Annotated in this window: 20 protein-coding genes; 13 read left to right on the forward strand and 7 right to left on the reverse strand. The window is 56.2% G+C overall.

Features of this window, described 5'->3' with window-relative positions; all coding sequences use genetic code 11:
- Positions 1-143 precede the first annotated feature (143 nt).
- Together RBH22_RS13115 and RBH22_RS13120 are read left to right on the forward strand one after the other, a co-directional pair.
- Entirely contained in the window at positions 144-887 is a 744-nt protein-coding gene (locus tag RBH22_RS13115; protein ID WP_306677747.1) for an Lrp/AsnC family transcriptional regulator, read from the forward strand.
- 675 nt (positions 888-1,562) lie between these two features.
- Positions 1,563-1,871, forward strand: coding sequence for a hypothetical protein (locus tag RBH22_RS13120; protein WP_306677748.1), 309 nt, complete (start codon positions 1,563-1,565; stop codon positions 1,869-1,871).
- A 343-nt stretch (positions 1,872-2,214) separates the two neighbouring features.
- Here the strand turns inward: RBH22_RS13120 and RBH22_RS13125 are convergent, their stop codons facing one another.
- From RBH22_RS13125 to RBH22_RS13145, 5 genes are all read right to left on the reverse strand, one after another.
- Complete coding sequence (locus RBH22_RS13125) at positions 2,215-3,756, reverse strand: TrkH family potassium uptake protein (protein ID WP_306677749.1); 1,542 nt, start codon at positions 3,754-3,756, stop codon at positions 2,215-2,217.
- 282 nt (positions 3,757-4,038) lie between these two features.
- On the reverse strand, positions 4,039-4,497 hold the full coding sequence (locus RBH22_RS13130) for a pyridoxamine 5'-phosphate oxidase family protein (protein ID WP_306677750.1): 459 nt from the start codon (positions 4,495-4,497) through the stop codon (positions 4,039-4,041).
- Between the two features lie 441 nt (positions 4,498-4,938).
- Positions 4,939-6,027 (reverse strand): hypothetical protein, encoded by a 1,089-nt coding sequence (locus tag RBH22_RS13135; RefSeq protein ID WP_306677751.1) that lies wholly within the window; start codon positions 6,025-6,027, stop codon positions 4,939-4,941.
- Positions 6,028-6,238: 211 nt separating this feature from the next.
- Positions 6,239-6,505 carry a hypothetical protein gene (locus RBH22_RS13140; RefSeq protein WP_306677752.1) on the reverse strand — a complete coding sequence of 89 codons (267 nt, stop codon included), beginning with the start codon at positions 6,503-6,505 and terminating at the stop codon, positions 6,239-6,241.
- Between the two features lie 394 nt (positions 6,506-6,899).
- A complete protein-coding gene (locus RBH22_RS13145) occupies positions 6,900-7,964 on the reverse strand; it encodes a methyl-accepting chemotaxis protein (RefSeq protein ID WP_306677753.1) in 1,065 nt (354 codons plus the stop codon).
- A gap of 259 nt (positions 7,965-8,223) precedes the next feature.
- On the opposite strand from RBH22_RS13145, the gene RBH22_RS13150 reads away from it, so the two are divergent.
- Positions 8,224-8,472: a PRC-barrel domain-containing protein gene (locus RBH22_RS13150; RefSeq protein ID WP_306677754.1), complete on the forward strand. Its 249-nt coding sequence runs from the start codon at positions 8,224-8,226 to the stop codon at positions 8,470-8,472.
- 768 nt (positions 8,473-9,240) lie between these two features.
- Here the strand turns inward: RBH22_RS13150 and RBH22_RS13155 are convergent.
- The gene (locus tag RBH22_RS13155; RefSeq protein WP_306677755.1) at positions 9,241-9,654 is read right to left on the reverse strand and encodes a cupin domain-containing protein; all 414 of its coding nucleotides are present in this window, start codon (positions 9,652-9,654) and stop codon (positions 9,241-9,243) included.
- 209 nt (positions 9,655-9,863) lie between these two features.
- Here RBH22_RS13155 and RBH22_RS13160 point away from each other — a divergent pair, with 209 nt between their 5' ends.
- From RBH22_RS13160 to RBH22_RS13195, 8 genes are all read left to right on the forward strand, one after another.
- Entirely contained in the window at positions 9,864-10,697 is an 834-nt protein-coding gene (locus RBH22_RS13160) for a phosphoenolpyruvate hydrolase family protein (protein WP_306677757.1), read from the forward strand.
- 1 nt (position 10,698) lies between these two features.
- Positions 10,699-11,925: a Tm-1-like ATP-binding domain-containing protein gene (locus RBH22_RS13165; RefSeq protein WP_306677759.1), complete on the forward strand. Its 1,227-nt coding sequence runs from the start codon at positions 10,699-10,701 to the stop codon at positions 11,923-11,925.
- Between the two features lie 362 nt (positions 11,926-12,287).
- Complete coding sequence (locus tag RBH22_RS13170) at positions 12,288-12,488, forward strand: hypothetical protein (protein WP_256289382.1); 201 nt, start codon at positions 12,288-12,290, stop codon at positions 12,486-12,488.
- Positions 12,489-12,790: 302 nt separating this feature from the next.
- Entirely contained in the window at positions 12,791-14,038 is a 1,248-nt protein-coding gene (locus RBH22_RS13175) for an inorganic phosphate transporter (protein WP_306677761.1), read from the forward strand.
- Positions 14,039-14,364: 326 nt separating this feature from the next.
- Positions 14,365-15,459 (forward strand): metal ABC transporter substrate-binding protein, encoded by a 1,095-nt coding sequence (locus RBH22_RS13180; protein ID WP_306677762.1) that lies wholly within the window; start codon positions 14,365-14,367, stop codon positions 15,457-15,459.
- 7 nt (positions 15,460-15,466) lie between these two features.
- Positions 15,467-16,255 carry a metal ABC transporter ATP-binding protein gene (locus RBH22_RS13185; RefSeq protein WP_306677763.1) on the forward strand — a complete coding sequence of 263 codons (789 nt, stop codon included), beginning with the start codon at positions 15,467-15,469 and terminating at the stop codon, positions 16,253-16,255.
- Positions 16,252-17,262: a metal ABC transporter permease gene (locus RBH22_RS13190; protein WP_306677764.1), complete on the forward strand. Its 1,011-nt coding sequence runs from the start codon at positions 16,252-16,254 to the stop codon at positions 17,260-17,262. The genes RBH22_RS13185 and RBH22_RS13190 overlap by 4 nt, the downstream gene beginning before the upstream one ends.
- Positions 17,263-17,440: 178 nt before the next feature.
- Positions 17,441-17,833: a HalOD1 output domain-containing protein gene (locus RBH22_RS13195; protein WP_306677766.1), complete on the forward strand. Its 393-nt coding sequence runs from the start codon at positions 17,441-17,443 to the stop codon at positions 17,831-17,833.
- Between the two features lie 30 nt (positions 17,834-17,863).
- Here RBH22_RS13195 and RBH22_RS13200 read toward each other — a convergent pair whose 3' ends face one another.
- Complete coding sequence (locus RBH22_RS13200; RefSeq protein WP_306677767.1) at positions 17,864-18,667, reverse strand: helix-turn-helix domain-containing protein; 804 nt, start codon at positions 18,665-18,667, stop codon at positions 17,864-17,866.
- Positions 18,668-19,049: 382 nt separating this feature from the next.
- On the opposite strand from RBH22_RS13200, the gene RBH22_RS13205 reads away from it, so the two are divergent.
- Entirely contained in the window at positions 19,050-19,847 is a 798-nt protein-coding gene (locus tag RBH22_RS13205; RefSeq protein ID WP_256289389.1) for a helix-turn-helix domain-containing protein, read from the forward strand.
- A 95-nt stretch (positions 19,848-19,942) separates the two neighbouring features.
- On the forward strand, positions 19,943-20,272 hold the full coding sequence (locus RBH22_RS13210; RefSeq protein ID WP_306677768.1) for a HalOD1 output domain-containing protein: 330 nt from the start codon (positions 19,943-19,945) through the stop codon (positions 20,270-20,272).
- Positions 20,273-20,308 lie beyond the last annotated feature (36 nt).

Below are 20,308 nucleotides of genomic sequence, written 5' to 3' on the forward strand. Positions count from 1 at the left end.
TCTAGTGTGTTACGGATTCTATCGCGGGTATAGCGGACTTCTGGCTATCAAAATCTTGCTAGAATCGGAAACTGTGCCAGAAATTAATCAGACACCAAACGGTAATTTAAAAGACGATACGGACCTAATCCTGGAGTATAAATATGTCTCTTCAGATCGATACCGTCGACGAACGAATTCTGTATTATCTGTCGCAGGAGGCCCGCCACACATCTGCACCCGATATCGCGGAGAAAGTCGATGTTTCAGCGCCGACTGTGCGGAATCGAATTCGTCGTCTCGAAGAAGCGGGCGTAATCCAAGGATATCATACCGATATTAATTATCAGAAGGTTGGAGGACGGCTCACAAACCATTACGTCTGCAGTACGGGATCTCGTGACCGGGAGGAGATGGCCCAACGAGTCCTCGATGTACCAGGCGTGATAAATATCCGAGAGATTATGTCTGGCAAAGGCGATCTCCGGATTACAGTTGTTGGGACAGATACCGACGATCTCACGCGAATTGCACAAGAAATTACATCACTTGGTATCGAGATTGACGACGAGGATCTAATCCACCGAGAGTATTTTCGCCCCTATTCCCCCTTCGGCCCCCGTGATGAAGAGTTGGCATCACCAGTCACTGGTGTTGCAGGGCTTGCTGGCGATACAGATGTCATTGAAGTTATTGTCAGAAAAGAAGCGCCAATTGCGGAAAAGACGCTCCAAGAAGCGAACGAAGAGGGACTCATTCCTTCAGATGTGTTGGTCGTCAGAATCAATCGTGATGAAGGGACTATTACGCCAACAGGACAGACCGTGATTAAAGAGAACGATTTTGTTACAATCCACTCCCGGTCCGGGGTTACTGAAGAGACGTTGACTACGTTCACTGGCCAGTGATCCGTTACAGTGGTAGCGAGGCGAAAGCCCATCCCTTCACAGTAGATGCCGAAGTTCGGAAGGGAATCACTCGGTGACCTCCTCCACGGCCTTCAGGCCGTGGCATCCGGCCACTGGATGACCGGCCTGCCGAAGCAGGACGTGACGGTTCCAACCCGCACTCAGAGGGAACCAGCAGCAGACCGGCGAAACTCTCGTTTTCTCTCTCGCTGTAGGGCTGTGGCCCGGTCACGCAGGTCCCATCGGAATCGATGTCATTGCCGTGTGACGAACAGACCGCGTTCGTCACTGCCCCTTGTCTGTTGGGGGCCAGCATCTCACCGATTCCGTAGCAGTTTCTGGTAGGTCGGGCCACGGCAAAACTTTCGGTCGGTCACCCAGCCCGACCACAGTCCGGTGGTTTTTCCCACAGAGTGTCCGCTTGGTCCCCGCCTGTTCACTCCTTGGTTCCGACTCGGCGTCGGAACACTCTCGCCTCGCGGGCGGGGTTTTCGCCTCGAATAGCAGATAAGTGAGGTAACGCTTGGAGAAACAAATGATTCAACTCTTGCGATAGTTTACCTGTCTTAAGGGAAAGGTAATATGGGACCTTCGTCATCTCGTACTGCCCGAATTGCGGGTGCTCTAGAGAGAGGCCTCAAAAGATCTGTCTTCATCGGTATCCGAGGGATGCTTGTGGCCGGGACAGTGGCGGTTGGCTGCCTATTCATCGGCAGTGTGCTCACTGTCATAAATAGCCCGCTGGCACCAGATGCCTTTTTATCTATCGAGAGTGATCCATATTTTTATCTCTCAGCAGCTATCGTCTCGATATTCATCGTCCAAGCGACCGGCTCGCTGATCTTGTATAAATTCCTCACCGGTATCGAGGACCAGCGGTCTCAGTTCGTTATTTTAATGAGTTATATCGGATTGGGTTCTGGAGGGGCAGCCCTCCGGTTTACTCTCCCACAGTCGATCGAGTTTATCCTCCACCTTCTGTGACCAGCAAGAGTGTTTCTAGTCAACTACCACGGGCGCAGTGGACCGTGTTATAGGCTGAACAGGCGCAATACCACGGCGTTCACGCCGTGGATACGCGCCGTCACTTGGGAGAGCATCAACGTTCGACAGCACTCTGAGTTTCAGAATACTGGCGTGTAAGTGACAGGCAACCCTACTAACGGGTAGGAATCGGTCGGAGCGGATTCCGAACCGTCCTATGGAGGCGGCCTGTCCGCCCGCGTAACGAGGTCAATAGTGGGCTCGCCGCGGTCGTATCGGGTGATTCTCGGTGTTCACGGGTCAGCAGAGCGTCTGAAGGAACTGAGTGTTGGAACCTGTTCCATCAGGTCTGCCAATAGGAACGAGTGAGGAGTACAAAGACAGGGAATATCTCTAGTCGGCCCACCCACATCAGGAATACCATCAAGAGTTTCGAACTCCGGGGGAACGGCAGAAAGCTGTTCATCGGTCCGACCAATCCTATGCCCGGCCCGACGTTGCCCAACGTCGCGGCGACTGCACTTGTCGCTTCGAACGCTGTCAGACTTTCACCTGAAATGCCGATGGTGATTATTATGAGAGTCCCGAGGGCGAAGATAACGAGATAGAGGACAGTAAACGTGAAAATCCCTCGAATCGCTGTCTCATCGATAACTTGACTTCCAAGCCGAACAGGCTTGACGACTTCCGGATGGGCCGCAGTAACCAGCTCCCGGCGAAGCGCTTTCAGCATTACGATCCACCTGATTACTTTGATACTACCGCCGGTACTCCCCGCTGAGCCGCCAATGAACATCGCGAACAAGAGAACGAACTTGGTCTGTTGTCCCCAGAGATTGAAGTCCATACTTGCGTAGCCAGTCGTCGTGACGATAGATGCAATCTGAAAGGCTGCATGCCGGACGGCCGGCTCAACGCCTCCTGTGAGCATCTCGCTCCCAAAATTCGTGAATAGTAGCCCTGCAACGAGTGCGGTGAGGATACCGATAACGCCAATATAGCCCTTCACTTCGACATCGTTCCTCACGGTCTGGAGGTCGCGGTTCCAGAGATGCCAGAACAATGCAAAGTTCGTCCCCGCTGCGATCATAAACGGAATAATGAACCACTGGACAATTGCGGTGAACGCCTCAATCGATCGGGCTTCCGGTGAGAACCCGCCTGTCGGCATCGTGGTGAAGCCGTGTGCGATCGCATTGTACAGCGTCATCTCGGGGGCTAGTCCCACACGGTGAAACGCGTATAGTCCGACGATTTCGAGGATTGTAAGACCGACATATAGTCCCCAGAGTGCGCGTGCTGTTTCAGCGATTCGGGGGGTAAGTTTCTCAAGTCCAGGGCCAGGAGCTTCCGCATCCATCAGCTGGGCTCCGCCAACGGAGAGTTCTGGGAGAATCGCGATCGCAAGAATGACGATTCCCATCCCTCCAAGCCACTGAGTCTCCTGTCTCCACATCATCAGTGCGCGGGAATGGTTCTCGAAGGAGATACTCCCCATAACTGTGGACCCCGTGGTTGTGAATCCACTCATCGTCTCGAACAGCGCGTTAACTGGGAAACGGAGTGTCGAACTCGCCCCATAGGACGTGAAAGCCCCTTCGATCACGTAGGGGACCGCACCAACTACGCTAACTAGGAGCCACGTCAGCGCCACCATAAGGAACGCTTCGCGCGGTCCGAGAGCATCTGCAGGATCGTTATGCGTCTGTTCCAGCCCCCAGCCCACGCTAAACGCAATAACGATCGTCGCGAGAAATGTCGAGAGCCCACGGCCATAATAAAGCGAGAGTATGACAGGAAACAGTAACGGAATGGTGAGCCACTTTATAACACTCCCTGTTAGACTAGTAGCTGCCCGCCAATCAGCTCGTATTCTTGATATCATTACTCAATTGACTTGCCGTCTGCATCCAGTAATGAACCCGACTTTCCTGTCCACATATCTATAACTAAATTGAAGGTTTGAAAATATGTAAATTTTAATATAATTTCACTAATCAACGTGTATTTTTGTGTAGAGCCTGAGCGACACTGGATTTGGGCCTGTAAGCACCCAATCTCTGATTGTCTGAGCCACATCCCGAATTACTCTTGATTCCATTGGCTCACTCAGAGGAATTAGTCCTTCGCTCTTGTGTAGCAGGGTTACTGTCGGGTTGGATGTATTTCAGCCGTCCCAGCCGCCATACTCCGTGGCAAACTCACGTCCGGTGCACTCGTCAGGAGTCAACCCAAACAAGCGGAACTCAACGTCCTCGAAGGGAATCCCCCAGACACCGAGATCAGGCGGGAACTCTGCGTTTGCGGCTAGGCTGGCGTATGCTTGCTCTGTGTCGGCGTCCTCGATCTCGTAGATCTCGCCCGTCACAACGACACTCCGCCAGATCGCGGGGTCGTCTGCGTCTTGCTCGTACACTGTGAGACAGACGTTCGGGTTGGATTCGATCGCTTCACTCTTCCGGCTGCTGTAGCCGCCACCCCACTGCATCGGAAAGACCATCTCTTCTGCATCGTAGCCGAAGGAGATCGGAATCGCATACGGTTGTGTGCCGTCGACCAGTGCCAGCACGCCGATGCCATTTCGAATGAGCACTTCATCGATTTCCGTGTCGTCGAGGCGTCTCACTATATCAGAGATCCCATTCCACTCGCCTAAAGATTTCTCGCCGACTGGCTGGTTGCGGGTCTGGCGCCGGGGTGCTGTGGGCGAGAAATAGGTGCATAATGGTGTTACACACGCGAGAGAGGCATCCACGACCAGTGTAGCTTCAAGCCTGAACGTGTGAGTTCTCGTGGCTGATATTCATACCAAATACGAGGAACTTCTCTGACGCCGTGCAAGATACAGGGTGCGAATTGACCGCTGACTTTTTGTCAGATAAGATATATTTTTATGAACAGTCTGCTGAATACAGCGTGCGTATGTTGCAGAGCGATTCGCCCTGAATCGCTTGTGAAGTTGATATACATAGTTACCGTCGAGGCCTATTACAAAATGTGGGCCGGGGGTGCAAGACGTAGAGGTTTGATGCAGTGCGACGGGAACGGCCCACGAACGGAACGTGCCCTATCCAGGCAGCTGGACGGCCATATTCAACGCTTGTGGGAGCAGGACACTGATGAAGATCTGGGTCCACATTGCGAACGTCGTCGGGTACGTTTTCGTGTTTTTGACGTGTGAGAGCGTTTCCTGAGCCTCTTCGTATCGCTCTCGATCATCGATGTTCGAGAGCTTGGCGTCATACGGGTCGTCTACGGCCTCCTTGAGTTCTTGCTCTAGCGACCGAATTTTCTCTTCTTTTTTCTGTTTCATAATCGAATGCGTCCGGTACATTGAATAGGCGATTGTCACCACGCCGACAATCCAGACAGCCGAGAGCGCCACTTGGAAGACCGGACCCGGCGGTGGATACGGTGTGGACAGAAACTGCGAGAGGAGCACCGGCGTGTGCGTTTGCAGGAACCAGAGGAGCAGGATTGCCGTGTAGATGTAGTACGAGCGTTTGAGGAGTTCCCCGACCGGTTCGAACCCACCCAGATTCCGGGGGTCATAATAAAAGAGGCCGAAATCAGCTTTCGCAATCCGCCGTGGGATGACGAGATGCACAGCGACGTAGGAGATCCCGAGTTCGAACAGGATCGGGATGATGATGAGCGGAAAACTGACCGTCTGTGCGTACAGCACCAGGCCAATGCCACTGATATCGAGAAGCCGGGGAATTCCCATCACGAACACGAGGAATGTGTAGTAGATGATGAGTGTAGCGACGTATCCTATGACTCTGATCCGGAACGAAACGAGTCCGTCAAACTGACTCCGAATCGATGGGTCGATATCAAGATCGCCGTCGGCGATTCCGAGATTGATCACGGCGTCGGAATAACTGCGGTGGATATACCTGAGTCCGATGACACCAAGAATTGTCATCGCCGGGATTGCTAGTGAGTTCGGCTGTGCGAGCCACGAACTCTTGCCGGAGACGAGGTAGTTGTACACGTCAAACAGGCCATACTCGATGACGAGTCCGACTGCAACTAACAGGTACGGTGGATAGAAACTCGGTCCGGGGAGTGCTTCTGAAAGCCTGCCGAACCCAAACTTCTCTGCGATAATTTCAATCAGTAACCGGTCTCGATACGTCTCCTCATCGGTCATAGTCTGGAGTTGATATCCCAGTTATATATACCTAAGTTCTCTTGTAGTGTACTTGATCCGAGGATTTATCGATATCCCGGGAGACGACGATTAGACATTGAATTGTTATTTCTCGACTCTTGTATAGTCGGTTAACTGTAAAGTTGCAGGTCGCACCCAGCGTGATTGTCGGTTTACACTTATTAATAGTGCTGCATAGATGCTATATCGGTCACGCCCTTCCTGTCTCAAACAAGCCAGGCATCACCACTGCGACCGGGAGGATGAGCACCGTGATACCCAACAGCAATAGCGGCCCGAACTGTGGATCAATGCCGAGAACCGATGCGACCGCTGTCGCGATTGGGCGTGTCTCGTTCTCAAGGCCTTGGCCAGCGATCCCAGTCGATGCGATCGCGATGCCGGCCGTGATGAGGGCTGGCGGGCCACCCGCTTTCAGCGCACGGACGGGCCGATTTGAGGGACCCTGCTTAGACATCTACGATGACTTCCTGGTAAATTGGCAGACTCATTGTACAAATCAATTGATGAACTCTCGGGCAAGCGGGTACTCCCACGGCGTTCAGAAGATCGTTGATCGTTGCGACGAGTGTGAAGAGGCTTGTCCGAAGCCACGTCAGGCCGGCAGCGAACAGTAACACCGTCCCCAGCAGGCCGACGATATTGGCGAGTGGTCCGGGGAGGGGAGACCACGAGACCATCTCCCCGCCAACTGTCATCGTATCGGCACCCAAGAGGAACGTCAGGAAGGCGGCGAGACTGAGAAGCAACACTGAGACGGGCCAGTTCAATGCATTTCGGGCGTTCGCTTTGATGAATGTGTGATATGCGTGAGTCGGTCGATGCTCAGTGCGTCTTGGAAGTAGAGTAGTTCAATCGTCCGCTGCGGACTCGGCAGTCTCTGTGGTCTTAGCGTCAGTATTTCGAGCGAGGTCCTCGACTAGTGCATCGACAGCGTCGTCGATATCTGCAATTTGGTCAGTTTGGTCGTCGATAGTGTCTGCGATTTCTGCAGTGGATGATGCGATTTGATCGGCTGCGGCCGTCGTCTGGTCGACCATACTGGCAACTTCCTCCGTCGATGCCGCTTGCTGATCAGTTGCATTGGCAACCTCAGTGATACCCTCGCTGACCTCCGACACGGCCCCGTGGATGTCGTCAAGAATTTCGACGGCTTCGTCAACCGTTGCGATTCCATCCTCAATGCGGGCGTTGTTTTCTTCGAGTGACTTCACTGCGCTCTGGGTGTTCTCCTGCACGTCGTAAACCATTTCTTCGATCTCGCTGGCGTGCTCCTGTGATTCTTCAGCGAGTTCTTTGACCTCGTTCGCGACGACTGCGAACCCCTCGCCTGCGTCGCCGGCTCGCGCGGCCTCAATGGAGGCGTTCAATGCCAATATATTCGTTTGGTCTGCAATATCGTTGATTACCTCTACAATCTCGTCAATTTCGACGACACTATTCTGAATCTGTCCAACGTCGTCAGAGACGTCAGTGGCGGCTTGCTGTATCTCGGCCATCGATGCTTTGACTTCCGAGGCGGCGTCCTGCCCGTCGTCAGCGAGCTCTTTCGCCTGTTGACTGGCTGCTGAAACCTCTTCCGAAGAGGAGGCGATTTCTTCGACGGCTGCCGAGAGGTTGGAGACTTCCTCGGCAACCTCTTCCATTCCTTCGTACTGCTCGGCGGTTCCATCCCGAATTTCACCGATACGCCTGGCAATTTCGACAGATGACTCGTGTAATTCTGCCAGAGAGGTTTGGACTTCGCTCGCACCCTCGTGATCGTATCCTTCTTCTGCGTCGATGCCTTCCTCAATGTCGTCGATCTCTGTATCGAGATCGTCCCCGATGTCGTCGGAAATCTGTTGGTCGAGTGCTGCCGAAGAGCTCCCGTCATTCGACATAGTCATAGGTGGAAAGGATGTCTCACTGATCAACCTAGGCCTGCAAGAATCAGATATGAAAATTCTATCTGCCAGTGATCTCAAATTAAGCTGCTATCTCTCAAATCTGCCGTTTGGCTGTAGCTGCCTCAAAGTCGGCCTCGCGCAACCCGTGGAGTAACTTATCTAGTCCAGGTCAGGGATGCGCCCAGCCTGGAGGTTATAATCCGATGGGGGCCGGCCGAGGAAAGGTGACTGAAGTGGTCATTTCAGTTTTGTCAAGATTAAGATATTGATATGAGCACTGTCCAATATGGATTCAGCACTCGCCTCCTCCGTAGCTGGTTGTAGTGTGATGACGACTGACGGTGTCGAACTCGGTACCGTAGAGAACATCACAGTCAACGTCAAGACGGGAAATCTTGAGCACCTCCGTCTTGATCCGGACGGTCAGCAGACTCGCGGCTTCAAGCGAAACGACGAGGGACAGCTCCTCATTCCGGCTGATCGAATCGAAGCAAAACATGATTACCTGCTCATTGCTCCACCACGATCAGAGTAGAAGCAGTCAGTCCAAATTTGCCTTCTCAGGAGATCGCAGTCAGGCGCGTGAGTGGGTTCTAGATGTCGCTATCGCTGGAAAGTGGGCGGTGTTCTGATCGTCGATCGCCAGTTAGCGAGCCTATTCAGGATGATCAGCACCTAACTGTTCCACGTCACGACTGATGACAACGAAGTGTTCAGTGTGCCCCTGATCGAGACGCCTGATATTGATCTCTACGGGGAACGTCGATCCATCACGACATCGGTAGGTGCTGTCCACTCGTTTGCTTTCTCCGGGCCGCATTTGTTTCCAGAGTGATGTCGCTTCGTCCGGTTCAAGTTCTGTGTCAAGATCCCACACGGCCATATCAGTCAGTTCTGCTTCACTGTAGCCGGTCCGCTCGCTGAGCTGCGGGTTAGGATTGGTGACATCCTCCCGCGCCTAAAGACGCGGGCCTCCCACCCGGTGTTGGCCGGGCAGGTCAATCCTGAAGGTTGGGAGTCTAAGGTTTGCTGGACAGTCAGCAGTGGCTTTGCCACGAAGCCGTTACTCGTACCCTGTAAAGGGCTTCGAGCTACCTGTTGTTTAACGACTGTCGGCGTGGGCGGCTTACCTTTTGATTTCGGCTACGAACCGTGGCAAACACCGAGTCAACTGCCAGTTCTCCACGCACAGTGCGTAGTACGTGGCTTGTGACTTAAATCGTCGGATTCATCTGGTGGCTGAAGCCACCAGTATTTTCCTCGAATCTCTATAAGCCGACGGAAAAACTAGTTCGGCGACGGCTCAGTCGTTTCGGGTGGGAATCTCACCGGCCGGCACGATTTCACATTCGGGTAGATCAGCCAGCACGTCTTCGGGGCCTGGCGGGGCGTACACCGCAAGCAGTTGCAGCGTCTCCCAGCCGGTGTTTGTGGTTCCGTGCTCGACGCCCGCCGGAATGTAGATCATCTCGCCGGGCCCAACCTCCTTCGTTTCACCGGCGACGGTCTGCTCGCCTTCGCCGCTGATGAAGTAGAGGATCTCGTCGCTGTCGGGGTGAGTGTGGATATCGTGACCCTTGCCGGGTTCGAGGTTTACCACGCCGGCACTGAGTCGTTCCGATCCGTTCACGTCCGGGGTCGCCATCCACTTCAGGGTCCCCCAGTCGAACAACTGTGTCGAGACGTCTCCGCTACTGATGAAGTTCTCTTCTGGCATTACTACGAAATGCTATGTGTTGCCAGTGAAGTATAATTCTACCGACGGTTAGGGACCTGATCCGGATTTTTGACCAGTGTGAGTCTAGTTACGAGCGATAGGTAACGAGACTTATTAGTCAAGGTCATAGCTCATTCCATCGAGATAACTCAATCTTGCTTTTTCACCACAATATTCAATATCTGTCCGTCGGTTGGTATCAATTGGCTATGAAGTTCACACGTGAGGAGTCGCTCACACGACTCGAAGCAACGGTATCGGGTGGCGAACCGATCATCGGTGCGGGGGCGGGGACGGGCATCTCTGCGAAGTTTGCCGAGCGCGGCGGTGTCGACTTGCTCATCATCTACAACAGCGGCCGTTACCGGATGAACGGTCGCGGATCGCTGGCCGGTCTCCTACCCTACGGTGACGCCAACGAGATCGTCGTCGATATGGGCCACGAGGTCATCCCGGTCGTCGAGGATACACCTGTTCTGGCGGGCGTCAACGGGACAGATCCGTTCCGCGAGATGGACGTGTTCATCGAGGACCTCAAGCGGCGGGGCTTCTCGGGCGTCCAGAACTTCCCGACAGTTGGCCTCATCGACGAAGATAGCCAGTTCCGTCAGAACATCGAGGAGACGGGTATGGGCTACGACAAGGAGGTCGATATGATCCAGGAGGCCGCCGAGCAGGATATGCTGACCTGTCCGTACGTCTTCAGCGAGGCGCAGGCCCGCGAGATGGCCGAGGCTGGCGCGGACGTCATCGTCTCGCATATGGGCCTGACCACTTCCGGGGACATCGGCGCGGAGACAGCGCTCGATCTCGAAACGGCGGCCGAGCGCGTGCAGGCTCACCACGATGCCGCCAAAGACGTAAACGACGATGTGATGGTCATCTGCCACGGCGGCCCGATTGCCTGGCCTGACGACGCCGAGTACGTCCTCAACAACACCGAGGGTGTGGTCGGTTTCTTCGGCGCGTCCAGTCTCGAACGCCTCCCCACCGAAGAGGCCATCCAGAACCAGGCCCGCGAGTTCAAGGAGATCGAGTTCTAGTATGGCCGTCGTTATCATCGGCACGCTGGACACAAAGAGCGAAGAACTCGGCTTCGCCCGCGACGTGATCAAAGCGCAAGGCGTCGACGTTCACATCGTCGACGTCGGCGTGATGGGAGATCCCGCATTCGAGCCGGACACGTCAGCGAGCGAGGTGGCTGAAGCCGCCGGCACGACGCTGGATCACCTCCGGGACAATGCAGACCGCGGCGAAGCGATGGAAGCGATGGGCGACGGTGCAGCTGCTGTCGCCGAACAACTCCACGATGAGGGCGTCCTCGACGGCGTCCTCGGCCTCGGTGGGTCGGGTAACACCTCCATCGCGACGACAGCTATGCGGGCGCTGCCCGTCGGCGTGCCCAAACTGATGGTCTCAACGATGGCTTCGGGCGACACCGAACCCTACGTCGGGTCCCGCGACATCGCGATGATGTACTCGGTCGCCGACATCGAGGGACTGAACCAACTATCCCGACAGGTCATCGCCAACGCCGCACTCGGGGTAGTCGGGATGGTTGCCAACGAACCGGACGTCGAGGTCGAGGACCGACCGACCATCGGAATGACGATGTTCGGCGTCACGACGCCCTGCGTCCAGGCGGCCCGCAAGATCCTCGAAGCGAAGGGCTACGAGACCATCGTCTTCCACGCAACTGGAACCGGGGGCAAGGCGATGGAGTCGCTGATTGAGGAGGGCATCATCGACGGCGTGCTGGACGTCACCACCACGGAGTGGGCCGACGAACTTGTCGGCGGTGTTCTCAGTGCCGGCCCTGAGCGACTCGATGCCGCGGGCAAGGCGGGCATCCCGCAGGTGGTCTCGACCGGGGCACTCGATATGGTGAACTTCGGGCCGCGTGAGTCCGTACCCGAGGAGTTCGAGGGGCGGCAGTTCCACGTCCACAACCCGCAGGTGACACTTATGCGGACGACGCCCGAGGAAAACGCCGAACTCGGCGAGATCATCGCCGACAAACTCAACGCTGCGACCGGTCCGACCGCGCTCGTCCTGCCGATGGCGGGCGTCTCGATGATCGACGTCGAGGGCGAGGACTTCTACGATCCCGAAGCCGACGCGGCGCTGTTCGACGCCCTGCGCGAGAACCTCGACTCGGATGTCGAACTCGTCGAGATGGACACCGACATCAACGACGAGGCATTCGCGGAGACACTCGTGGAGACACTGGATGGGTATATGCGCGCGGCGGGTCTCGGTCCCGAGACGTAAGATCGGCCTGTACGGCCGCGATCACGTCCGACTCGGTCACCACTGATAGCTCCACGACGAAGACTGCGCATTCGGACTCGTTGTCGTCATCGTCTCGTTCTTCAGCTGAGACGGACACGTCTGGCGTCTTCTTGTCGCTGTGTCGGACAGCGTTGTGCAACAGGTTGCGACGCACCGAGGTGGCTATCTCGTCGGCTCGGGCGCTTGTGACTTCTCCCACGAGTAAAGTCGTTGACTTTCTCCTTGACCTCGTGTAAATGGCAGATACGGAGTCTCTCACCGCCGACAAGAGCTCTTCTCGAAAGCCCTAATTGTATACTCGAATCCCAAAGGACAAACGTCGCTCCCCCCTACAAACAGTTATGAGCGAGTCAAAAGACACGGACGCCGGGCCAAAAATATCAGTTGCAGTCGTTGATAAGACACACGCGAACGAGATCCCGGACAATATTGACTCAGAACTGTATACGACAACCAGACCAGAGTCATCGTTGGTTGAGTTTACCGTCGACCCTGACAGTGAGCTGGCAGAGGCACTCAGGCGGAACGGATTCGACGTGTGAAATAATATACTGGTGAGCGCTTTCTGTTGAGGTGGACTCGTCGACGTTCTTCCCGAGTGGCGCTTCTGACCTGGTTCTTGTCCACAGCAGGATCTCACCCAGTACAGGTCAAATCTATCCGAATCAGATCAGGGTCCGCCTGCAAGACATTGCGGTACGTGCAGCAATCAGAACCGCTGTACCACGAGAAACGGTCGGAAGACTCTGGACGGAGAGCTGACCTGGCTGTAACATAGTTCGGTTGGGATAACTTGAGTATGATACCGCACATTATATCCGAACGGCGTCGTTCGATAGGCTGAATGGTCTCACTGTTGCTGATCGCTGGAATCGCCGTAGCAGTGTTCGTGGGGTTCAATATCGGCGGTTCATCGACAGGCGTAGCATTCGGGCCGGCGGTCGGTTCGCGTCTCACTCGGAAAGCGACTGCCGCGGCGCTGTTCGTCGGGTTCTCATTCCTCGGTGCGTGGACCGTCGGTCGAAAAGTCATCACGACTATGAGCAGCAGTATCGTTCCAGCGGTCCAGTTCACGCCTATCGCGAGCGTCGTCGTCCTGTTCTTCACTGGACTTTCGTTGCTCGTGTCGAATCTGTACGGTGTTCCGGCCTCGACGTCGATGACGGCCGTCGGAGCTATCGTCGGACTGGGCCTTGCATCGGGGACGCTCAACCAGGCGCTGATGTTCGTCATCGTCTCGGCGTGGATTGTCGCACCGCTGTTGAGTTTCGTTGTCGGACTCGTGATCGGACGGTACATCTATCCGTATTTCGATCGCTACGTCGCATTCACGGAGTTCGATCTTCACTTCATCCAACTCGATCGCTCGGGGATGATTCCACGCCCGTACTTGAACAACAATGCCACCCTGCAGGACATCGTCGGGTCGCTCTCGGTAATTCTCATTGCCTGCTATATGGCCTTTTCTGCGGGCGCCTCGAATGCGGCGAACGCTGTCGCCCCGCTTGTTGGCTCGGGCGGGTCGCTCACGGTTGATCAGGGAATCCTACTCGCGGTGGCGGCTTTCGGGGTGGGCAGTTTCACCATCGCTCGCCGCACGCTGGAGACGGTGGGCGACGACATTACCGAACTCCCGATCCTCGCATCACTCATTGTCTCCGTGGTGGGCGCGACGGTCATCACGATGCTGTCCTACCTCGGCATCCCTGCGAGTCTCGCAGTGAGTACGACCTCGACGATCATCGGACTCGGCTGGGGGCGAGCGAGTCGGGCGGCGACACTGGCGGAGCTAGCGACGCCGAAACCCAGGCCTGCGGCGGAGGACGTCGAGATCGCCACGGGGGCGTTGGCCACGTCACGGGCCGAGGAGGTACCCGCTAGTCCAACGATCGGGGATATCGCTCGACACGAAGCACCGGCGGAGAAGCCAGCGGAGTTACCGGAGGTGCCAGAGGTTGGTGAAAAGGGGTCGGTCGACCTCGATCAAAAGAGCCTCTTCGACCCAGCGGCGGCCAAACGCATCGTTTCGATGTGGGTCTTGACGCCCTCGCTGGCGGTGGGCGCCTCCTACCCCGTGTTTCTGATCTTGTAGTGTGACTCGCTAGGATCTCTTCGTGAAGCAGTTACCGCTCAGAACCCATATTGCTAGTAGTTGAGACGATAGTACTACTTGTACGTCTTCATTCCGAAGGCTCGCACGGGAACGCAGCACTTCCATTCAACGAGGTCCAGCAGTCGAGGTCCCCTTGAGAATAGATCCGTGGCTATCGTTGTAGAATCTGTTTTCCTCACGACACCAACAATATTGCTAGCAGCAGGGTTTCGACGCGAGATCCGACGACCACAAAATTAGACTTGTCTAATCTCTATTTTTGATACAAACTACTATATATTTTGCCGCACACCGACTAGCCGACAATGAATGACACGGGACAGTCGCAACCGAAGTACAGCGTCTCACGCAGAAGAGCCATTACTGGGGGTACAGGACTTCTCGCCGCTAGCCTCGCCGGATGTACTGGTAGGTCCAGTAGCAACGATACCGAACCTACGAACGGCTCAGGAAACGATGGCGCGAATGGCGACGGCCCTGCCGTCGCAGTTGCGTCCTTTTTCAGTTTCTACGACTTTGCTCGGAATATCGTCGACGGGACGCCCATCCAAGTGAACAATCTCGTTCCGACCGGATTGCACGGTCACGGGTGGGAGCCGAACGCGAGCGTCACGAAAGACATCATCGAAGCGGATGCGTTTCTCCACGTTGGTCCGGGATTCCAGCCGTGGGCCGACCGTGCGATTCAGACGCTCAAAGACGACGACGTCGACACGCAATTGATCAACGTCCGCGAGGGCGTCGAACTGGTCGAGCTCGCGGCGACTCTGGACCCCGAGGAGGAAGGCGTCGGGAAGCAACAGGGTAAAGATCCGCACTTCTGGCTTGATCCCGACCGGGCGAAGAAATCGGTCGACAACATCGCCGATGGATTCGCTAGACTCGCTCCCGACCAGGAACGGTCGCTTCAGGCGAACGCCGAGACGTACAAATCCGACGTCCTCGAACAAATTGATCAGGACTACCAGGCCATTTTCGACGCGGCAGACCGAGATGTGGTGCAACTGGCGGCGCACAACGCCTTCCAGTACATCGGCGTCACGTACGACGTACAGATGGTTCCACTTGTGACGAACCTCGCAGCCAGTGGCGACGTCAAGCCCTCGGACATCGCCGATGCGAAGGGAGTCATCAAGGAGAACGATATCCAGTACATCGCCAACGGTGTCTTCGAGTCGCGGAAGCCAGCGAAGCAACTACTCGATGAAACACAGGTAGAGGGGTACCTTCCTGTTACCCCGTACGCGGGGGTCCGAGAGGACTGGGTCGAGAACAACTGGGGGTACAAGGAAATCGCCTACAACATCAATATGCCCACGTTCGAGGTTGTGCTCGGCAACAAACAGCCCGAGGAAGCCGGTCCCGATGGCTGGGCAGACGAGTGGATGAACTTCGAGTGAACCTCTAATGCGCACACAAACCTCTGCGAGCCCCACGAGTTCGGGAACGGCAAGCAGCACCGAGTCGGCCATCGAACTATCCGATGTCGACTTCGGATACACCTCTTCCCCGGTGGTCGAGGAGATCTCTCTTCGGATCGACCCCGGCGAGTACGTTGCGGTCGTCGGTCCGAACGGGTCGGGGAAATCGACGCTGATGCAGTTGATGTTAGGGTTGCTCCGACCGGACGAGGGAGTTGCTCGGCTCTTTGGCGAACCCTCACATCAGTTCGACGACGGCGAGCGGATCGGCTACGTCGCCCAGCATGCCAGCGCCTCGAAAGAGATGCCGATCACCGTCCGCGAAGTCGTAAAGATGGGTCGGTTCCCGCATGTCGGCTTTGGTCGCCTCTCCAGTGAGGACTGGGATATCGTAGATCGGGCGCTTGATACGGTCGGTATGGCGGCGTTTTCCAATCGTCGTGTGACACAGTTGTCGGGCGGTCAGCGCCAGCGGGCATTCATCGCCCGTGCGCTCGCCAGCGAGGCCGACCTGCTCGTCCTCGACGAGCCGACTGTCGGGGTCGATATGGAATCAGTTGAGGCGTTCTACAATCTCTTGGATTCACTGAACAGCAACGGTATCACGGTCCTGCTCATCGAACACGACTTGGGCGCAGTTACCGAACACGCCGACCGCGTCATCTGTCTCAACCGGGAGATATACTTCGACGGATCAGCCAACGAGTTCGTCGAGAGTGACGCCCTGGCTCGCGCATTTGGCACCACAGCGAATCTGCTGGGTGGGTCTCGATGACTTACCTATCTGTTGTTCCGCTTCAAGCGGGGCTGTTGGACGGTGTGTTCGGTCCATTTTACTGGTTCCTGAATTACTGGTCGGAGGTTATGTCGTGGGTTGCCGGCCAGACAGGCCTCGAAATACTCCAGTACGGCTTTATGCACCGGGCAATCTTGGTCGGTCTCTGTATCGGGGTGATGGCACCCCTGATCGGGACGTTCCTCGTTCACCGGCAACTGGCGCTGATCGGTGACGCACTCGCCCACACTGGCTTTGCTGGTGTCGCTGTGGGATTATTCCTCAACGCGGTCCTCGACCTCGGCGTCTCGCCATATCTGACTGCAGTGGTCGTTTCGATGATCGCGGCCCTGTTTATCGAACTCATTTCGGAGGCGACAGACGCTTACAATGACGTTTCGATGGCAATTGTGCTCTCGACGGGCTTCGCGTTGGGGACGGTCCTAATCAGCATCAACGCCGGTGGGCTCGCCGTCGGCGTGAATCAGTTCCTCTTCGGGAACCTCGCGACGGTCTCGCAGGACAGTGCAGCGATACTCCTGCTGTTATTCGTCATCATCATCGGCGTGGTCGGACTGACGCGCAACCAATTACTGTACGTCACCTTCGACGAGACGGCAGCAGCTGTGTCTGGCCTCTCGGTCAGTTGGTACAACCGCATTATGGTGTTGCTGACAGCGATGGTCGTGGTCGGCGCAATGCAGATTATGGGGGTCATCCTCGTGGCCGCGATGCTCGTCGTGCCTGTCGCTGGCGCGTCACAGGTCTCTCGGAGCTTCAACGAATCGATACTCGTGTCGGTCGTACTCGCCGAACTGGCCGTCGTCCTCGGCATCGGTGTCTCCTACTATGCCGAGGCGACTGCTGGGGGCGTGATCGTCCTGCTCGCAGTCGCGATCTACGTGGCCGCCGTCGTGCTCGGAAAACTACAGGCGGCCACCGGTGAGGAAGACACCCCTGAGATGGGCAGCATCGACGTAAGCGACGCCAAACCGAGTGACGACTGACGGCCGCTTCCACAACGAGCCTGTGCGGTGACTCGCGAAGTGAACCTCGGTTGAGATAAGCGTAGCTGTTGACCAGCTCGAAGTTCTGAGGGCAGCTTTGCGGTGGCGTTGTTTCTCTCACTGCTGCCACAAACATCTTCAGGTATTATATCACTCCATTGACCCGAGTGAGGCCAATATGCGTATCCAGCCCGCCCATCCGAAATCTGTTTTGATAAACCGGGTGAAAAACTTCGGATCTTTTGCGCGTCCAGCCCGAATCAGAACTGTGGAGTACGAAATCGGGCCGGAGGAATCGGTCAGCACAGCCGTCGTACGCGCGGTGAGTGCAGTTGTTGGCTGTGAAACACACTCTCTCCGACCGCTGGCGGATGTAATCGATCCGACTGCGTTAGATACGTTGTTCGACCCGCAGTACGACGGTACACCTCGGACAGGCGGACGCCTCTCGTTCGTGTACAACGATTGTTGCATCACGATTGACAATGGTGAGTATCTCACTCTCCAGTTGCTCGAAGACCGTATCTGCGATGAACGCGATCACAAACTCTCTGACAGTTGCGTCCGCTGACGGAGTAGCTAACAGTCGCTCGTCGGGGGATTACTGCTTGGGATCACGGGCGGTCAACAACCCCTGTGCCATAAGTCGCCGGGCGATAACGACCAGGCCATTCCCGAATCCTTCACCGAATATCGCTTGTTCCTCCTTAGTGTCGGGCATAAGCGAACTCACAAGAATCGTCGAGCGGTCGATCAGAAGGAGCCGGCCGATCGCCGTCTCGTTTTCAGTAGCTTCCTCGCCGTGTAGCCACTCGAGGCCAGAGATGAACGTCGTAGCGCCCGGCACGGCCGTCTGGATCTGCTCTTGAATCGACTCCGTCAGCGCGCCGATGAGAAGGTCGACCCCGTTACCGACGTCGTTGAGTCTGGCAACGAGATCCTCGGTCAGCAGTGACTCGTCGCCGACGACGAGAACGACCTCATCGGCCGCGTCCTCGATGAGTTGGTCCGTCCGATTTTCGATCGCGTCCCGCCCAGACATCGCCCATATCTGCTGGACAGGCGTCTCGTCGTCCTGCTCGATGATTTCGACCGTGTCCAGCGCATCGTGGAGTCGCTCGACGCGGTCTTCGTACTGGTCGCGCAGGGTCTCGGTCGCCTCGTCGAGCGGAACCGCCCGGAACTGCTGCGGGCTCGAATGCTGGATCTCGACGAGACCTTGTGCCTCCAGTACTCGAATCGCGTCGTATACCCGTGTTCGCGGAACCTCTGTCATCTCACTCAATTGCTTCGCTGTACCCGTGTGGAGACGGGACAAGCCAACGAAGCATCGCGCCTCGTATTCTTTCAAGCCGAGTTGCTGGAGGACTTCGATTCCTTCCTCCAGACTATTATTATTGGTCATGTGTCCCAACCTCACGGGGGAGTGCCCCAGTGACTCTCTGATAATTTACTCCCGACACGGATAGGTATTGTCACTCCTTTCATAACGGCTAGTGCGGATGCGACGTGATACGGGCAATATAAGCGTCTGAACTCGCCGCATAGATTGCCCTCTAGAATTTGTTGTGATGAATCTAGTTACAGCAGATAACTCCAGATTTCACCGCGTGAGAGCACAAATAAACGGGAGATTAGAATAGTCACCCGTTTAATCACAAAAGAGATATACGGGGTGGAAGCTAAACTCTTCATCGGCACGCAGTCCAGTTCTGTGTCCCAACTACCGTACTGTTGCGTGTCGGCCCGGCCGCTCTCCGTGGCTGGGCTCACAATGACCCACATCGATGAGCAATGATCCAGTCGAAGACCCACAGACCGCCGCGATCGAGCAACTCGAACGGTTCGGGTTGAGTGCCTACGCCGCACGGACGTTCGTCGCGCTTGCGAGCCTCGGCACGGGGACAGCCAGAGACGTCAGCCAAGTGTCGGAGGTGCCACGCACTCGAGTATACGACGCCATCGACGAGTTACACGACCGGGGACTCGTCGATATCCTCCAGTCGTCGCCTAAGCAGTTCTGGGCGATCTCCGCCGAAACCGCGAGTCGGACGTTCGAACACGAGCTACAGCACCGCACGGAAATCCTCCGGACGGCGCTGAGTGAACTCGAACCCATCGAACGACGGGCCGAACAGCGTGGCGTCTGGACAGTAAACGGGCAGACGGCGGTTACGGAACGGGTCCTGGAGTTCTTCTCCAACGCGGACGATGAAATCGTCTATATGACCGTCGAAGGGCTGCTTACCGAGGACCTGATCGAGGGGTTAGGTGAAGCCGCAGAGCGGGGCGTTTCGATCAAACTGGCCGGGGTGTCGACGGAGGTCCAGGAACGCATTCAGGACGAGATCCCCGGCGCGACGATGTTCGAGTCGCTCTGGGTCTGGTCAGACACGTCGGCGGGACGGCTCATGATGGTCGACGGGCGAAAAACCCTCGTGAGCGCGCTCGTCAACGGCGCGGACGCGAGTCTGTCCGATCCGCGGTCGGAGACCGCCATCTGGGGCGAGGGTGACACGAACAGTCTGGTCGTGATTTTGAAGGCGATCTTCACCTGGCGACTCGACGCGGAGGAGCGAACTTGACGGAATCCAATCCGTAGATAAACCATCCATATGAATCCATACCATCAGAACCGACGTGGCCGGGTACCCGCATCAACGTACTGGCGGAATCACTCATGACTACCTCCGATAGAGGGGAAGATCACGGCTCGGTTACCGACGCGGACGGTGACATTCAGGCTGAGTACGACTGGTCGTCGGTAACCCCGAGTACAGCGGTCATCGAGACCGTCGCAATCGCGACGAACAGGGAGCCCACGGCACTCGAACCGTTGTACAAGTCAGTCGATGTGGACGCGTTAGATGCGCTGCTCGCTTCCGACGGGTTCCATTCGACTGGCAGAGTCACTACCGTTTCGTTCGCGTTCGCTGGCTATGATGTAACTGTTCAGAACAACGGGGTAGTCGTCGTCCAGCCGACCGAGCCGCGACACGAATCGGAGTAACACCGGACGAATCCGATACCGAATCATCGACTCGGA

The sequence above is a fragment of the Halobellus sp. H-GB7 genome (assembly GCF_030848585.1).
Taxonomy (GTDB): domain Archaea; phylum Halobacteriota; class Halobacteria; order Halobacteriales; family Haloferacaceae; genus Haloquadratum; species Haloquadratum inordinatus.

Coding starts and splice junctions, on each gene's coding strand:
- RBH22_RS13115 (WP_306677747.1), top strand. CDS start 144: ATGTCTCTTCAGATCGATACCGTCGACGAACGAATTCTGTATTATCTG.
- RBH22_RS13125 (WP_306677749.1), bottom strand. CDS start 3,756: ATGATATCAAGAATACGAGCTGATTGGCGGGCAGCTACTAGTCTAACA.
- RBH22_RS13135 (WP_306677751.1), bottom strand. CDS start 6,027: ATGACCGATGAGGAGACGTATCGAGACCGGTTACTGATTGAAATTATC.
- RBH22_RS13140 (WP_306677752.1), bottom strand. CDS start 6,505: ATGTCTAAGCAGGGTCCCTCAAATCGGCCCGTCCGTGCGCTGAAAGCG.
- RBH22_RS13150 (WP_306677754.1), top strand. CDS start 8,224: ATGGATTCAGCACTCGCCTCCTCCGTAGCTGGTTGTAGTGTGATGACG.
- RBH22_RS13155 (WP_306677755.1), bottom strand. CDS start 9,654: ATGCCAGAAGAGAACTTCATCAGTAGCGGAGACGTCTCGACACAGTTG.
- RBH22_RS13160 (WP_306677757.1), top strand. CDS start 9,864: ATGAAGTTCACACGTGAGGAGTCGCTCACACGACTCGAAGCAACGGTA.
- RBH22_RS13165 (WP_306677759.1), top strand. CDS start 10,699: ATGGCCGTCGTTATCATCGGCACGCTGGACACAAAGAGCGAAGAACTC.
- RBH22_RS13170 (WP_256289382.1), top strand. CDS start 12,288: ATGAGCGAGTCAAAAGACACGGACGCCGGGCCAAAAATATCAGTTGCA.
- RBH22_RS13175 (WP_306677761.1), top strand. CDS start 12,791: ATGGTCTCACTGTTGCTGATCGCTGGAATCGCCGTAGCAGTGTTCGTG.
- RBH22_RS13180 (WP_306677762.1), top strand. CDS start 14,365: ATGAATGACACGGGACAGTCGCAACCGAAGTACAGCGTCTCACGCAGA.
- RBH22_RS13185 (WP_306677763.1), top strand. CDS start 15,467: ATGCGCACACAAACCTCTGCGAGCCCCACGAGTTCGGGAACGGCAAGC.
- RBH22_RS13190 (WP_306677764.1), top strand. CDS start 16,252: ATGACTTACCTATCTGTTGTTCCGCTTCAAGCGGGGCTGTTGGACGGT.
- RBH22_RS13195 (WP_306677766.1), top strand. CDS start 17,441: ATGCGTATCCAGCCCGCCCATCCGAAATCTGTTTTGATAAACCGGGTG.
- RBH22_RS13200 (WP_306677767.1), bottom strand. CDS start 18,667: ATGACCAATAATAATAGTCTGGAGGAAGGAATCGAAGTCCTCCAGCAA.
- RBH22_RS13205 (WP_256289389.1), top strand. CDS start 19,050: ATGAGCAATGATCCAGTCGAAGACCCACAGACCGCCGCGATCGAGCAA.
- RBH22_RS13210 (WP_306677768.1), top strand. CDS start 19,943: ATGACTACCTCCGATAGAGGGGAAGATCACGGCTCGGTTACCGACGCG.